The organism is Candidatus Obscuribacterales bacterium (assembly GCA_036703605.1).
GTDB lineage: Bacteria > Cyanobacteriota > Cyanobacteriia > RECH01 > RECH01 > RECH01.
This window is the reverse complement of the sequence record DATNRH010000082.1, coordinates 1-14787: the sequence shown is the minus strand read 5'-3', so window position 1 is coordinate 14787 and position 14787 is coordinate 1. Positions and strand designations below refer to the sequence as shown.

Genomic DNA, 14787 nt, shown 5'->3' with positions numbered 1-14787 from the left:
TGGGTGCTACGGCATACCGCTTTCGTCGATGGGCTATTGATCGATGGGTTGCATGTGGGCTCATGTCCGTCAGTGGGCTGATGGTGGTGAGCGCTTGGTTTGCTTACGATCGCGGAGAAGCCTTGCTGCACCTGTGGAATTTTCTGCCGTTTTTCCTGCTGTTTGCTCTGTTGCCCTTTGTGCTTAATCGCACAGAGCGTCTGGAGAAGTTGGCCCTAGATGTTGTCTTGGTAACCCTTCCTATTAACGTCTATGCGTTGGTGCAATACATTGCCAAGCTGCGAATCATTCCCCGGCATATCCGTCGTATTCCTATTGTGCATTGGCTTCGTCAGACGCCTCACCGCGAAAGAGCTCTATCGGTCTTTGATCATCCCAATACGCTAGCTAGTTTTCTGATTCTGGTGCTTGCCCTAGGACTAGGATTAATTGTCAAACGGTCTCTAGATGCCCAGCGATCGCTTCCCGGGGCACATCCCTCTTACTGGATTGCCAACCGTTGGCTTTATGTTGCCACCTACGCTAACCTCGTGGGCATTTTTTGCTCCGGCTCCCGCAATGGTGTTCTGGTTGCTGTTGCTCAAATTATTACGGCTAGCATCCTCATCAAAGTCAACTACAAAATGTTTTGGGTGGGATTGGTGGGTCTAGGAGCCATCATTGTCAGCATTCTTGGTATAGGGCTGGGGGGGCGATCGCTCTCGCTCACTATCTTCACCCAAGATCCTCGCCTTGGTATTTGGAAAATTGCTTGGTCGCTGATGCAAGAACGACCATGGCTGGGCTGGGGGTTGGGTAATTTTAAGTTTCTCTATCCAGAACGTAATGACATGGGGTTGCCAATGGTTACCCATCCCCATAACTTTTGGCTGTTGATGGGTAGTGAAGTGGGAGTGTTAGCCATGGTGATCATGACATTGACCATCGGCTACATCTGCTGCAAAGCCGTCTGGCTGCTGCTTGATCAAGGCTTTAGCCAATCCCACAATGCTATTTTGCTAGGCTACTTGATGGCTTTTGGTGGCTGCACTCTGTTTTCATTGTTTGATATCACCTTCTACGATTCCCGCATCAACATCATGAATTGGTTTGTGCTGGCGGGTATTTATACGTTTACCCAGTTGTCCTCGGCCCAAGGGCGATCGCGCCTAGGAGTGGAGAGCTAGTCCATGGAGCAGTGGCAAACGGAGGTGCTGGTGGTGGGCGGCGGCACAGGGGGCGCGGCGGCGGCCATCCAGGCGGCCAGGCGCGGAGCGCGAACGATCATGGCCACTGATGGCCCGTGGCTAGGGGGAATGTTGACCAGTGCTGGGGTATCGGCTCCCGACGGTAATGAACTGCTGCCTTGGCAAACCGGTTTATGGGGCGCGTTTCTGCGGGAGCTACGCCAGCGGCAGCCCGGAGGTCTAGACCATAGTTGGGTCAGCTTCTTCACCTATGAGCCTCGGGTGGGAGCCAGCATTTTTGCCGACTGGGCGCGATCGCTGCCCTGCTTAACCTGGAAGCAGCTCGGCCCACCGCGATCGGTCAACAAACGGGGCGATCGCCTGTGCTCGGTCACCTTCGATCAGGTATGTATCCAGGCCCAGATCATCATTGACGGTACAGAATTAGGGGATCTGCTCTCTCTCGGCGACGTGCCTCACCGTTGGGGCTGGGACTGGCAGCCCGACTGGCAGGAACCGAGTGCGCCCCTAGCGCCCAACGCCCTCACCCAGCGTTATCCGGTTCAATCTCCCACTTGGGTGGTGGTGATGCAGGACTTGGGTGAAGGGGCGATCGCTCCCGAGATTCCCCCCAGTCCCCTAGCGTCGGGTAACGCGTTCAAAACCGCTTGGCAGGGGATGGATCTGTCCCACTGGCTGAACTATGGGCGGCTACCGGGACATCGGTTCATGATCAACTGGCCCAATGATGGCAACGACTATGGCCACGACCTGCAGCGATTGGTCGGATCCGAGGGCGATCGCCAAGCCTATGGTCAAGAGGCCCTATGGCATAGCCAAAATCTAGCCCGCTATGTGCAGCAGGTGGGCGGTCGGCGCTATGGTCTCGCCAGCGATTCCTTTCCTGTACAGCTCGGCGTCCTCGGTGGGGGAGCCTATGCCCTCCATCCCTACTACCGCGAAAGCCGTCGCCTGCAAGGGTTGGTCACGGTGACCGAACGCGATATTTTGCCCCAGACTGGTCATGAAGCAGCTCTATTGCCGGTGAATGCCGCTGGTGATATCACCGCGATCGCTCTGGGTAACTACGTCAATGATCACCACTACCCCGGGATGACCTTGCCCCTCGCGCCTAAAGCCATGCGCTGGGGCGGACGCTGGACGGGGACGCCCTTTGCCTTGCCCTATGGCTGCCTGATCCCTGCCGAAACGGACGGGCTTCTAGTCTGCGACAAAAATAGTTCGGTGTCCCACATGGCTAACGGTGCAACGCGCTTGCAGCCGGTGGTTTTGGCCTTGGGGCAGGCGGCGGGCATGGCCGCAGCGCTCTGTGTGGAACAGGGCATTCAGCCTCGGGATTTGGCGGTGCGATCGCTGCAGGAAGCTCTGCTCACCGATCCGCTTGCGCCGGCGGCGGTGGTGCCTTTGATCCACTGTTGCCCTAGTGATCCTGACTGGCTAGATCAGCAGCGAGCGGTGTTGGATCGGGGCGATCGCCTGCCTCCCCACGGGGTTCCATCTGCCAGCGTCCCTCCCACCAGTCCCAGCTACACCGGCACCTTCCAGCGCTTGGGGGATCAGACCTATCGCTTCCTGGGGGATGATGGTGTCGAGGGCATGACTAGCCTCAACCTTGTCACCCTGGATCCCTATGTGGATCAACAGATGCAAACCTACCAAAGCGGCGATCGCCTGCAGATTCAAGGACGGATCAACCCTGCGGGCAACTGGCTATTGGCCGACGCGATCGCCCCCCTTAACCCAACGCCACATCCAAAAACATCATGACCACAAAGCCAATCATGGCTCCCACTGTTCCCTCTTGATCCCAGCCTTTGTTGCTGACCTCGGGGATAATTTCATCCACAATCACAAACAGCATGGCTCCTGCTGCAAAGGCCATCCCCCATGGCAGTAAGGGCTGGGACACCGACACCACTGCTGCACCGAAAAGCCCGCCGATGGGCTCCAATAGGCCTGTCATTGTAGACACGCCGATGGCGTAGGTCCGGGCATAGCCCAACTCCCGCAAGGCCAGGGCAACGACCAGACCTTCAGGAATATTTTGCAGCCCAATGCCCAGGGCCAACGCCATCGCCGTGGTGTTTTCCTCGGCACCAAAGGCAACGCCTACAGCCAAACCCTCCGGTAAATTATGCAGGGCGATGGCAATCACAAAGAGCCAAATCTGCTTGAGATGCTGCTTTTGAGGCCCTTCCCGTCCTTTGAAAAAATGCTCATGGGGAAAGTGATTGTGGGCAAACCAGAGGAGACTCCCTCCCAGCAACATGCCCACTACCATGATCAACGCTGCCTGGGTTGGGGGAAATCCAAGGGCGATCGCTGCATCCTTACCCGGCACCAGCAGCGAAAAGGAGGTTGCTGCCAGCATAATGCCGCCACCGATGCCTAAAAGTACCGCCTGCAGTCGCTGGGTCAAATTCACGGCAAACAGCACGGGTAAAGCTCCCAACGCCGTCCCCAACCCCGCCAGTAAACTGGCCAGAAATCCCTGCATCACATGATCCACCCACACACCTCCTCTGGGCTACTGGTTTCAATTTCTATATCATAGTCATAACGACTTCGTATTGGCCGGTTTTCCTGGTTGATTGAGGATGGGGAGGGGCGATCGCCTTCCTTAATGTGCTGTAATCCATCTGACTGAAATGGAGAGGATTTGGGCATAATAGGGGGTGCTGATCGTTATACTTCTAGGATTTATGGCATTTGAACCGTTTCTAACGATCGACGATGAGCCCATTACCATCACCCAAGCTGTTCGCTATCTCCAAGCTGGACGCAAGTTTGACGGATTTATCGGTGAAATCCTCCGCCAGTTTGTTCTAGAACGTCAGCTGAAAGAGCGGGCCGAGGATCTTGCGATCAGTGTCGCCACCATTGAGCAGGCCATTATTGACTTTCGCTTGGAGCGCCAGTTGAGTGACTCCCAAGCGTTTCAAGACTGGCTCACAAGCAATGGTCTTAATTATGAAGCCTTCCACACTCAGGTATCCCAGAGCTTCCGGATGCGTAAGTTGCGAGAGCTGGTCACCGAACCGAAGCTGCAGGAATATTTTATTGAGCGCAAGATTTTCCTAGATCGGGTGGTCTTGTCCCGCATTATTGTTGACGATAAAGATGTCGCGGATGAGCTGAAGACCCAGATCTTGGAGGAAACGGCAACCTTTGAGCACTTGGCGCGGGAGTATTCTCTCACCGACGACAAGATTGTTAATGGCATGGTGGGCCCGGTCAGTCGAGGTACAATGCCCGATCTCCTCCGGGCAGCGATCGATACCGCCAAAGTGGGTGATATTGTTGGGCCAATAGGGCTAGAGGAGCGCTGGGGCCTCTTCCGCATCGAAGAATTTTTGTATGCAACCCTAAGTGATCCCCAGCTAAGAACTAGCCTACAAGATGAGCTATTTGAACAGTGGCTGGTGGAAAAAATGCAGGTGCTTCCCATCAAGCTCCAGCTCGATGACGCCAGCGAGACTTAGACCGGTGAGATGATGTCCGTCCAACAGCAACGCTCCATGGTGATGCCTCTGCCTGCTAACGATCGCGCTTTATCTGCCCTTTCTTGCCCTAGTTCCCCTCCGAGACCCTCGCATGACGACGAACGATGTGTTGAATCTTGACTGGGCTAAGCCACCTCTCTGTTGGCTGAGTCCGGATGAGCAAATTTCAATCAAGCAGCAGGCAGAGGTGCAGACCTTTAGCCTTGGGGAAGTCATTTGGGCAACGGAGAGCTTAGGAAAGCAATACTTAGTAGTCTCGGGCAATGTGCGCTTGGTTCCCAATGACGGCAAGTCGGTGCTGCTGAAAGCGGGGGACTGGTTTGGCGAGCTACCGGAACTGTCGGATCAGTGGAAGGCGCGGGCGGCCAGTAAAACCGTTTCGGTGCTCACCTGGGACAGTCGGCTCTGGAAAGATCTCACCCAAGCCTCGTCCCCCAATGGCACCATGCCAACAGGCACGGTAGACCGAGCGACAGAACTGCAGCAATTTTGGCGATCGCTGCGATCGCAATATCAGCCCAATGTATCCGGCAAGCCCCAACCGGTGGCGGGCTATCCCTTCGTGCAGGCTCTGAATACCGCTGCGGCCAGTTTGACGATGGCAGCCCAGTATCTACAGGTGCCCACTCGCCTAGAGTGGGTGCAGCGCCAGCTCCGTGGTCAACGCCCTAAGGATGTGGTGACGGCGGCGGAGAAGCTGGGGCTGCATCTGCGGCGAGTCTTGCTAGCCCAGTGGTCAGATTTACATACCCTCACCCTGCCGGCCCTGATGCTCTGGAATGACACCGAGTGGGTGATGGTGTATGAGGTACGGGGCGATCGCTTGGTCATCGGCCATCCCCTATCGCCCAACCAAAGCTGTGAAAGCCTGCCCCGAGCCATGGTGGAGGAGGCCTGGGACGGCATTCTCTGGCAGGTGGAGCTGATCCAAAAGCAGGAGCGCTTTAACCTCACCTGGTTTTTGCCAGCGGTGATGCGCTATCGCAAGCTGTTGGGCGAAGTCCTGCTGGCCTCCTTTACGCTGCAACTGCTGGGGCTAGGCACACCCATCATCACCCAGGTGATCATTGACAAGGTGATGGTGCAGGAAAGCATCCCAACCCTGGATGTGATGGCGATCGCTCTCCTAAGTATTGGGGTCTTCGAGTCCCTGCTGGGGGGGCTGCGCATGTTCATCTTCACCCACACCACCAACCGACTGGACTTGAGCCTGTCGGCCCAGCTTTTCCGTCATTTGCTACGCCTCCCCCTGGCCTACTTTGAAGCCCGCCGGGTGGGGGATACCGTGGCGCGGGTGCAGGAGCTGGAGGAAATCCGGCAGTTTCTCACCAGCACGGCGCTCACCGTCATCCTCGACAGTATTTTCTCCGTGGTCTACCTGGTGGTGATGTTTTACTACAGCGTCATCCTCACCGGCGTGGCCCTTGCGGTGATTCCCCTGTTTGCCATCCTCACCCTGGTTGCTACCCCCATTCTGCGCAACTGGCTCAACGAAACCTTCAACCGCAGTGCCGACAGCCAGTCGTTCTTGGTGGAAACGGTCACCGGGATCCATTCCATCAAAGCCCATGCCGCCGAGAAAACCTCTCGCGATCGCTGGGAAGGGCTCTACGCTCGCTTCATCCGCACTGGCTTCAAAGCCACCACCACCGCCAATATCAGCAACCACATTGGCGACTTCTTCACCAGCCTATCCTCCCTGCTGATCCTCTGGTTTGGGGCCAAGCTGGTGATTGATCAGCAGTTCACCATTGGGCAACTGGTGGCCTTCCAAATGCTATCGGGACGGGTCACCGCTCCCCTGCTACGCCTCGTCCAGCTTTGGCAAAACCTGCAGCAGGTTTTGCTGGCAGTGGATCGCATCGGCGATATTCTTAACGTGCCTCCCGAGGCGGAGCCTGGTACGGGGCTGATGCTGCCACCCTTAAAAGGTGAAGTGGCTTTCGAGCAAGTGTTTTTTCGCTACCAAAGTGATCAAGAACCAATTTTGCGCGGGGTTTCCTTCAACGTGGAACCGGGCATGTTTGTGGGCTTGGTTGGGCGCAGTGGTTCGGGTAAGAGCACCCTGTCCAAACTGATTCAGCGGCTTTATCTCCCGGAAGGCGGGCGGATTTCCATTGATGGCTTTGATGTCAAAAGTGCTGATCTAGCCTCTCTGCGATCGCAAATTGCCGTGGTGCTCCAAGAAGACTTCTTGTTCAACGGTACCGTGGTGGAAAACATCATGCTGGGCAACCCCGATGTATCCGCTGAGGAGGTGGTGGAAGCGGCCCGCATGGCCGTGGCCCATGACTTTATTTCTGAGCTTCCCTACGGCTATGAAACCAACGTGGGGGAACGGGGAACCTCGCTCTCTGGCGGACAGCGGCAGCGCATTACCCTAGCGCGGCTGTTCATCTCCAAGGCACCGATTTTGATTTTGGATGAAGCCACCAGCAATCTGGATGCCGAAACTGAACAGCAGGTGCTGGAAAATCTGAAGCGGGTGTCAGAAAATCGTACGGTCTTCCTGATCGCCCACCGCTTTGCGCCGCTCAAACGGGCGGACTTGATTCTGGCGATGGAGAAAGGTGTGGTGGTAGAACGGGGCACCCACGATTCTCTAATCCAGCAAAAGGGGCTCTACTGGTCGCTCTATCAACGTCAGCAGGCGTCTGTCTAAGTCGGTGTCTAAGTCGGTGTCTAAGTCGGTGGACTCTAGAAACTTGCCGGGTTTCAACGTCGCGCAACCCTCTTCTCATCAGGATTAGAGCATGGAGCAATGTTGAAAGGCTTGCCAATCGTTACGTCTTCCCACTTAGATGGATGTTCAGAATGAGCGTGGATGTTACGAGTAGAACGTTTAGGAATCTAGCGTAGGAAAGGGTGGGCCCATGCTGCTGATGGAATGGATGGCAATGGTGGTGGGATATGGTTTAGCTCTAGCCCTGGGCTGCTGCATTGGCAGCTTTTTGAACGTGGTGATTTACCGTATCCCAGCCGGGCTATCCCTACTGTTTCCCCCGTCTCGCTGTCCCCACTGCCTGAACCGCCTCAAAGCCTACGATAATGTGCCGGTGCTCGGCTGGCTCTGGCTACGAGGCAAATGCCGCTACTGCAAGAGTGCGATCGCCCTTCGCTATCCCCTTGTGGAAGCCGGAACCGGTCTGCTATTTCTCCTCACCTTCATCGTGTATGGCGTTTCCTGGCAAACCCTAGGCTACTGGGCCTTCATCAGTTGGCTAATCTCCCTATCGTTAATCGACTGGGACACCATGACCCTGCCCAATCCGCTCACCCAGTCTGGTCTGGTGGTGGGTCTTGTGTTCCAAGCTAGCCTGGGCTGGATGGCTACCCAAAGCTGGAGCGGCGTGGCCCTGTACCTGATGGGCGGTATTGGCGCGGCGGTGTTGGGCATTTGGCTCTTTGATACAATCACGATTCTTGGATCAGCAGCCTTCGGGCGGGCCGCCATGGGCGGTGGCGATGCCAAGCTGGCCGCCATGATGGGAGCTTTTCTGGGCTGGAAGCTGCTGCTGCTCGCTAGTTTTCTCGCCTGCGCCATTGGAGCCTTTGCCGGTGGGGGAGCGATCGCCCTGGGATTATTGAACCGAGACCAGCCGATGCCCTTCGGCCCCTTTTTGGCGATCGGGGCCGTGCTAGCGCTGTTTGTGGGTCAAAGCCTGATTCAAGGCTATGTTCACCTGTTCTTCCCGTCCCTCATTCTGCCAGGGCTCGACACCTTTTAGACCTGCCTGCCGTCTGAGGAACCATGCTACTTAGATGACTTTAAATACCCACGGCTTGATGTAATCTTCATCCATCATTGATAATGATGAAGCCATCATGCAGGTTCCTCTGCGTGCTTTGATAAGATTATCCCTAACTCGCTGTGACCTGGATCACCCTAAAAACCACCGGGACTCGCTGGGAAGCCGACCTAATGCATCAAATCCTGACCGCCCACCAAATTCCATCCCGGGTCTTAAACCAGGGCATTGCTCCCCACTTTGGCTGCAGCACCCCGGCTGTCTTGCAGGTGCGCGCCCAAGATCAATGGACGGCTCTCCTGCTCCTCAGCCCTGTGGAAGAGGAGGAGGGGGTAGATGGGTGGGAGTTCTCCTAACCGGCTGTCCGCCAGAACATGTCATTGTTATAAAATCAACCGTTTTCAAGTTTCTATCTAATCCTGTTGGATTAAACCCTTTACTGAGTCATAAGTGGAATTTCCATGTCTTTATTCGATTGGTTTGCAAATCGGCGGAAATCAGAACCTATTAGTAAGGATCGCCAAGAACGCGAAATTGCCGATGGGCTATGGAATAAGTGTGAAGCCTGCGGTGTTCTCACCTACACCAAAGATTTACGAGCCAATTGCATGGTCTGTCCAGACTGCGGGCACCACATTCGCATTTTCAGCGACGATCGCATTCAGCAGCTCATTGATCCCGGCACCTGGACACCCCTCGATGAAGACCTACGCCCCGGTGATCCCCTAGAATTCCGCGATCGCAAGGCCTATCGCGACCGCGTTCGAGAAACCCAGGAAAAAACAGGTCTGCTCGATGCAGTACAAACCGGTATTGGTCAGCTCGATAGCCTGCCCATTGCCCTTGGCGTCATGGACTTTCGCTTCATGGGCGGCAGTATGGGGTCGGTTGTGGGCGAAAAACTCACCCGATTGATTGAACGCGGCACCCGCGAACGCCTGCCCGTAGTGATTATCTGCACCTCCGGCGGGGCGCGTATGCAGGAGGGAATGCTCAGCCTCATGCAGATGGCAAAAATTTCCGGTGCCCTAGAATTTCACCGCGAGGCGGGGCTGCTTTATGTGCCCGTGCTCACCCATCCCACCACCGGCGGCGTCACGGCCAGCTTTGCCATGCTGGGGGACATTATTTTGGCGGAACCCAAGGCGCTGATTGGCTTTGCTGGACGGCGAGTCGTAGAACAAACCCTGCGGGAGAAGCTGCCGGAGGACTTCCAAACGGCGGAATATTTGCTCACCCACGGCTTCGTCGATGCGATCGTGCCGCGTCCGCAGTTGAAACAAACCTTGGCGCAGCTGATTCTATTGCACCAGCCCTATGTGCATACGCCCCACTTCGTGCGGGTGCCCGAAACCCTGAAGCTAGAGTCGATTCGCCCAGACTAGAGGCAGGAGGGTAGCGATCTCCCTCGCCTTTGTTGTCACACTTGGCAAGCAGGCGGTCAAATCCTGATACTCTCGTCGGATGTTTTGATCTGTCATGGTGGGGCTTGCTTGGGATGTGCCCCCATGACAAAGGGGGCCGTTAGCCATGGCGTCATGCCGCCAAATCTTGCAAGTTGGTGCGTGACGGCTACGCCTAACAGAACCCTACGTCAGGATTAGTACGAACTGATGAGCGATCGCCCCCATATCCAGCCAACCGTTTGAAGGTGGGATGGGGGCAGGTGGTTTAACCGAGATGCTTGAGCTAGCTAGGCTTGGGGTGGGATGAAGTTGTCTAATCCATCCACCACACGAATGGACTCAATGGAGTCACCGGGTTTCAACTTGCCTAGCACTTCTTTGTTATCCACCACATAGCCAAAGACGGCGTAGCGTCCATCGAGCAGATTGAGCCCTGCGGGTGTCAATTCTGGCTCAAACAGGAAGAAGAAGAACTGAGATGATGCGCCGTTGGGTTCGTCACCCGGACGGGCCATGGCCACGGTGCCGTAGGACGAGAAAGGCAACACCGGCTGATCTAAAAAGCGTCCAGCATCTTCCAGGGTGACACCGTAAACTGGCTCAGAATCTCCTTCCACCATCACTTCTAGAGGAATGGCGCGGTAGGCACCGGTATCGGGATCGATGAAACCTTCCTCGGGGCCTGGTGGATCACCCACCTGCACCACGTAGAAATCTTCGGCACGGGTGAAGGGCAAGCCGTCGTAGAAGCCACGCTGCACCAAATCAACAAAGTTACCCGCCGTCACCGGCGCGTTGTAGCCATCTGCCACCATGGTGAGACTGCCTTGAGTGGTGGTGACCTCTAACGTAGCCCGACCCTTGAGCTGCGCTAGGTGACTATACTCGGCGGGCACCTCAAAGGGAAAAGCCTGCACCATATCCTCTTCCAGCAGACCAACTTTGTCGAGAATGGCGGTGCGTCCATCCCAGATGGCTGATTTATCTTTGGCCTCGATCGCCTCCCGCAAGCGACCAATATCATCTTTGATGTCAGCTACTAAGGTTTGGGCTTCGGCTTGTTTATCGCTGCGCACACTGGGCAGGAGCTTTTCATCGGCCCGATCCAAAATTCGCTCTGCCCGAATTAAGTTCGTATTCACTGAACTGAGGCGGCGGCGGCCCCGGAGTGCTTCTGAAATATCCTCGATGCTAGATTGCAGGGTGCGCACCGGCTCATTGTCAATGGGCAAGGCATAGCGCAACAGAGCGCGACCATCGGTGATGGCATTACCGGGCGGTAGGGCCTGGGCTGCACTTGGTAGCCCTAAGGTTGTGCAGAGGATCACCGCAGTAAGGGCGATCGCACTGAGCGTCCGGCGCAGCAGCCCATGGTTTATACAATGCCAAACCTGGACTCGAACCAGTGATGTAAATGGATTCAACATGAATCTATACCCAAGTATTGCTCATCCTGACGCACGGCCCAAAAGCGATGCGTCTCATTCAGAGGATCCTGGTACGACGTAGTTTGCAGAGTCTCACAGGTATCCGTCCTATGTCTAATCTTGCCATAGGCTGAGCCCCCTCGTAGGTCAAGACTTGTGAGTTTCTAAGACCAAGATCGGAGTGAAAATCCGTCATCCTGCTCACAAATCCGTGAATGAGACTGCCTCAGAGCGGTAAAATAGATTGCCGATTGTTCTCCTTGAAGCAGTACCCATGATTTCCAGCAATGACTTTCGTCCAGGTGTCAGCATTGAATTAGATGGATCGGTGTGGAAGGTAGTTGAATTTCTCCATGTCAAGCCCGGCAAAGGATCAGCCTTTGTGCGGACTAAGCTGAAGAATGCACAAACCGGTAGCGTCATTGAAAAAACCTTCCGAGCTGGGGAAACCGTGCCTCAGGCCACCATTGAAAAAAGCGTGATGCAACATACCTACAAAGAGGGTGAGCAGTTTGTCTTCATGGATATGGAAACCTATGAAGAAAGCCGGCTGAATGCTGACCAAATTGGCGATCGCGTTAAGTACCTGAAAGAAGGGATGGAAGTCAGCGTGGTTCGCTGGAATGAGCAAATCATTGAAGTCGAGCTTCCCAACTCGATTGTGCTGGAGGTCACAGAAACCGATCCGGGTGTGAAGGGCGACACCGCCACCGGAGGCACCAAGCCTGCGATCGTTGAAACCGGCGCACAGGTGATGGTTCCTCTCTTCATTTCGATTGGAGAACGCATCAAAATTGATACCCGTAACGATAGCTATCTTGGGCGAGAAACCTAGGCGATCGCCCATGGCTCTACACCCCAAGACTCTCATCTGCATCCAGACGTATCAAATTGAGTACTTGTCTAGTGGAATTTAGCTTCAATGATCTCTGTGAACTCCTAAAAGTTGTCCATCAAACTGATGTTGCAGAGTTAACTTTAAAAAGCGACGAATTTGAGCTCAACATCCGCAAGGGCGGGCATCTGGCCGGTGGAGCCGGTGCCACCGTTGCGGAGATGGCGATGCCGGCTACCCATCTCCAGGCAACTGCCTTCATGGCTGATGGATCCAACCGACCAGCTCCCGCCCCAACACCTCCCCCCGCTGTGGTGGATCCCAAGTGGGTGGATATTACAGCGCCGATGGTGGGCACGTTTTATCGATCGCCAGCGCCGGGTGAGCCAGCCTTTGTGAATGTGGGCGATCGCGTTTCGGCGGGGCAGACGGTGTGCATTGTGGAAGCCATGAAGCTGATGAATGACATCGAAGCGGAAGTGGCAGGCGAGATTGTGGAAATTCTTGTTGAAAATGGCGAATCCATTGAGTATGGACAGCCGTTGATGCGAGTGAATCCGTCCTAGAGGTTATTGGGAGCAGACATCGCTACCGGTGCTAGGAGCAAGCAGCAAAGCCCCCAGCACTGGACGACGTCTCTTGGCGATCACCTTCTCTTGAGTCTAGCTATCCCGGCAAGGCCTAGGCGCGCGATCGCTTGCCCGTTTGCAGCCACATCAGCACGCCGCTGACTAGGAGCGTTAAGAGTCCTAAGCCATTTAAAAAGGGATAGACCAGCGTCAAATCCACGGCTCCAAACTTGCCGCGATGGACTTCTAGTAACCATAGGAGTCCACTCGTATTGCCGGTGCTCATGGCAATTTGATAGCCCATGCCCGTTAGCAGTGTTAGCAATAGGGGCAGGGCCATGACCGGTGCAAACCATCGATGCAGTTGCCGTACTCGTAGTCGGTTCACCCTCATGGTGCTCTCCTTCTAGCGTTTTCATGACTGTGAGATTACCCATGATGGGTCACGATTCAGTCAGGGTCTGCTGATGCCGGGCTCGATAGCTGGCCTTCTGTTCCTCTGTTAAGCGATCGCTGCACTGAGGACAGCAAACCCCTGGCTCATAGAGCGGTGACGCTTGATCCTCCAAGGTGACAGGATGCCCACAGGCGGGACACATGCCACAGGAGCCGATCGCCAAGCCGTGGGTCACCGCTACTCTCTGATCAAACACAAAACATTCTCCCTGCCAGAGGCTCTGGTCGTCGGGGATCGTTTCTAGGTACTTCAAAATACCACCCTGCAGGTGATAGACCTGCTCAAATCCTTGGGAGAGCAGGTAGGACGAAGCCTTTTCACAGCGAATGCCCCCGGTGCAAAACATGGCAATTTTGGGATGCTGCTGGGGATCTAGGGTGCGTTGGGCATAGTTGGGAAAGTCGCGAAATGAACGAGTCTGGGGATTCTGTGCGCCCTGGAATGAACCGATCGCCACCTCATAGTCATTGCGCGTATCAATCACCAGCACATCCGGATCGCTAATCAGGTCATTCCACTGATCGGGAGACACATAGGTACCGACTTGCTCGGCTGGCGACACAGTGGGCACTCCGAGGGGCACAATTTCAGGGCGAATGCGAACTTTCATGCGCTCAAAGGGTGGCACATTAGCATAGGACTCTTTCACCTCTAAGTCTGTCCAGGAAGGAGCTTGACGCAGAATTGCCAAAAATTGATCGATGGCGGTGCGAGACCCGGCAATGGTGCCATTGATGCCTTCTTGGGCCAGTAAAATTGTGCCCTTAATGCCAAGCTGCTGACTATGCTCACGCAACCTCTGCTGCTCAGCAGCACAGTCAGCGATCGCAGCAAATTTATAAAAGGTAGCAATTATAATCATAGCGAGTCTAGACCCATCGTCGGCGGGTGCTCAAGAGCTTAGGGAACTATACCAACTTTTTGATGATCTCCCACCCTTTCCTCCAGCAAAGACTGGGTATCTGTAGCCAGTCTTTGCGATCAACAAGTTGCCGCGATCGCTGCCCATCCTAGCTCGCCTTGGTCTAGGTAGTCTGGAGAGAGAGACTCCAGAGGCACTAGAGGCGGGAAACTGGGGAACTTACCTAGGGATTCAGTCTCCTAAACTGGAGATAAGCCTGAGCCTATCTCGACGGTTTGCGCAGCTTGAAACTTGCGCATCACGCATCCTCAGAGGCATGGATGTCACATAAAACCTCATAGAACTCGGTTTGCGGAACACCTACAAAGAGGGGAGCCATTTTTTTCAAGATAGCTTCATGTAAGGCCGTTTGGTTGGCCTGCATGTCTTCCACGCTTTTCCAAATAATAATAGAAATGCCGCGATCGCTTCCCGGTTCTTGCAGCAGATACGCCCCCTTGAAGCCCTCTGCATAGGTAGCGATCGCTTGTTCATACAGATCTCTGGCTTCCGCAAACTTCCCAGGCTTGAACTCGCCGATAGCTACATGGGCGAAGTCCCGAGTTAAAAAATCCTGGAAATCATTCATACTTTCTTCCACGCACTCCTCCTTCTTGGGCAGACAGGATGCTGCCCATCTCATTCTATGTTCACGCTATCACCCGTTTTGACAATCTACTTGTCTTGCTAACGCTTAATTTATAAAGTCCTGATTTGGGACGATGGGCAGGTCAACATATGGGGCGATCGCCC

15 protein-coding genes are annotated in these 14787 nt (G+C 55.0%); 9 read left to right on the top strand and 6 right to left on the bottom strand.

The window, feature by feature from the left end:
• The coding region (locus tag V6D20_01830) for an O-antigen ligase family protein (protein HEY9814536.1) at positions 1-1166 on the top strand (1166 nt) is incomplete at its 5' end.
• 3 nt (positions 1167-1169) lie between these two features.
• On the top strand, positions 1170-2954 hold the full coding sequence (locus V6D20_01825) for an FAD-dependent oxidoreductase (GenBank protein ID HEY9814535.1): 1785 nt from the start codon (positions 1170-1172) through the stop codon (positions 2952-2954).
• On the opposite strand, the gene V6D20_01820 is transcribed toward V6D20_01825, so the two are convergent.
• Both V6D20_01820 and V6D20_01815 read right to left on the bottom strand, forming a co-directional pair.
• The gene (locus tag V6D20_01820; protein ID HEY9814534.1) at positions 2923-3696 is read right to left on the bottom strand and encodes a ZIP family metal transporter; all 774 of its coding nucleotides are present in this window, start codon (positions 3694-3696) and stop codon (positions 2923-2925) included. The genes V6D20_01825 and V6D20_01820 overlap by 32 nt on opposite strands.
• Positions 3684-3854 (bottom strand): hypothetical protein, encoded by a 171-nt coding sequence (locus V6D20_01815; protein HEY9814533.1) that lies wholly within the window; start codon positions 3852-3854, stop codon positions 3684-3686. The genes V6D20_01820 and V6D20_01815 overlap by 13 nt, the downstream gene beginning before the upstream one ends.
• Before the next feature lie 35 nt (positions 3855-3889).
• Here V6D20_01815 and V6D20_01810 point away from each other — a divergent pair, with 35 nt between their 5' ends.
• From V6D20_01810 to accD, 5 genes are all read left to right on the top strand, one after another.
• Entirely contained in the window at positions 3890-4669 is a 780-nt protein-coding gene (locus V6D20_01810) for a peptidylprolyl isomerase (GenBank protein HEY9814532.1), read from the top strand.
• A 112-nt stretch (positions 4670-4781) separates the two neighbouring features.
• Positions 4782-7352, top strand: coding sequence for a type I secretion system permease/ATPase (locus tag V6D20_01805; protein ID HEY9814531.1), 2571 nt, complete (start codon positions 4782-4784; stop codon positions 7350-7352).
• A 211-nt stretch (positions 7353-7563) separates the two neighbouring features.
• Complete coding sequence (locus V6D20_01800) at positions 7564-8418, top strand: prepilin peptidase (protein ID HEY9814530.1); 855 nt, start codon at positions 7564-7566, stop codon at positions 8416-8418.
• A 143-nt stretch (positions 8419-8561) separates the two neighbouring features.
• Entirely contained in the window at positions 8562-8795 is a 234-nt protein-coding gene (locus V6D20_01795) for a hypothetical protein (protein ID HEY9814529.1), read from the top strand.
• A gap of 105 nt (positions 8796-8900) precedes the next feature.
• Complete coding sequence (accD, locus tag V6D20_01790; protein ID HEY9814528.1) at positions 8901-9824, top strand: acetyl-CoA carboxylase, carboxyltransferase subunit beta; 924 nt, start codon at positions 8901-8903, stop codon at positions 9822-9824.
• A 308-nt stretch (positions 9825-10132) separates the two neighbouring features.
• Here the strand turns inward: accD and V6D20_01785 are convergent, their stop codons facing one another.
• A complete protein-coding gene (locus tag V6D20_01785; protein ID HEY9814527.1) occupies positions 10133-11272 on the bottom strand; it encodes a peptidylprolyl isomerase in 1140 nt (379 codons plus the stop codon).
• Between the two features lie 274 nt (positions 11273-11546).
• Between V6D20_01785 and efp the strand changes: the two genes are divergently transcribed.
• Together efp and accB are read left to right on the top strand one after the other, a co-directional pair.
• Positions 11547-12107, top strand: coding sequence for an elongation factor P (gene efp, locus V6D20_01780; GenBank protein HEY9814526.1), 561 nt, complete (start codon positions 11547-11549; stop codon positions 12105-12107).
• Between the two features lie 56 nt (positions 12108-12163).
• Positions 12164-12673 (top strand): acetyl-CoA carboxylase biotin carboxyl carrier protein, encoded by a 510-nt coding sequence (gene accB / locus V6D20_01775; GenBank protein HEY9814525.1) that lies wholly within the window; start codon positions 12164-12166, stop codon positions 12671-12673.
• 115 nt (positions 12674-12788) lie between these two features.
• Here accB and V6D20_01770 read toward each other — a convergent pair whose 3' ends face one another.
• The 3 genes from V6D20_01770 to V6D20_01760 form a co-directional block, all read right to left on the bottom strand.
• Positions 12789-13070, bottom strand: coding sequence for a hypothetical protein (locus tag V6D20_01770; protein ID HEY9814524.1), 282 nt, complete (start codon positions 13068-13070; stop codon positions 12789-12791).
• Positions 13071-13119: 49 nt separating this feature from the next.
• On the bottom strand, positions 13120-13995 hold the full coding sequence (locus V6D20_01765; GenBank protein HEY9814523.1) for a rhodanese-related sulfurtransferase: 876 nt from the start codon (positions 13993-13995) through the stop codon (positions 13120-13122).
• Between the two features lie 298 nt (positions 13996-14293).
• Complete coding sequence (locus V6D20_01760; protein ID HEY9814522.1) at positions 14294-14623, bottom strand: hypothetical protein; 330 nt, start codon at positions 14621-14623, stop codon at positions 14294-14296.
• Positions 14624-14787 lie beyond the last annotated feature (164 nt).

Bases quoted from the DNA above. Each gene is read 5' to 3' on its own strand.
- V6D20_01765 (HEY9814523.1), bottom strand. From the start codon at position 13,995: ATGATTATAATTGCTACCTTTTATAAATTTGCTGCGATCGCTGACTGT.
- V6D20_01810 (HEY9814532.1), top strand. From the start codon at position 3,890: ATGGCATTTGAACCGTTTCTAACGATCGACGATGAGCCCATTACCATC.
- V6D20_01815 (HEY9814533.1), bottom strand. From the start codon at position 3,854: ATGCCCAAATCCTCTCCATTTCAGTCAGATGGATTACAGCACATTAAG.
- V6D20_01785 (HEY9814527.1), bottom strand. From the start codon at position 11,272: ATGTTGAATCCATTTACATCACTGGTTCGAGTCCAGGTTTGGCATTGT.
- accD (HEY9814528.1), top strand. From the start codon at position 8,901: ATGTCTTTATTCGATTGGTTTGCAAATCGGCGGAAATCAGAACCTATT.
- V6D20_01805 (HEY9814531.1), top strand. From the start codon at position 4,782: ATGACGACGAACGATGTGTTGAATCTTGACTGGGCTAAGCCACCTCTC.
- V6D20_01770 (HEY9814524.1), bottom strand. From the start codon at position 13,070: ATGAGGGTGAACCGACTACGAGTACGGCAACTGCATCGATGGTTTGCA.
- V6D20_01800 (HEY9814530.1), top strand. From the start codon at position 7,564: ATGCTGCTGATGGAATGGATGGCAATGGTGGTGGGATATGGTTTAGCT.
- V6D20_01825 (HEY9814535.1), top strand. From the start codon at position 1,170: ATGGAGCAGTGGCAAACGGAGGTGCTGGTGGTGGGCGGCGGCACAGGG.
- efp (HEY9814526.1), top strand. From the start codon at position 11,547: ATGATTTCCAGCAATGACTTTCGTCCAGGTGTCAGCATTGAATTAGAT.
- V6D20_01760 (HEY9814522.1), bottom strand. From the start codon at position 14,623: ATGAATGATTTCCAGGATTTTTTAACTCGGGACTTCGCCCATGTAGCT.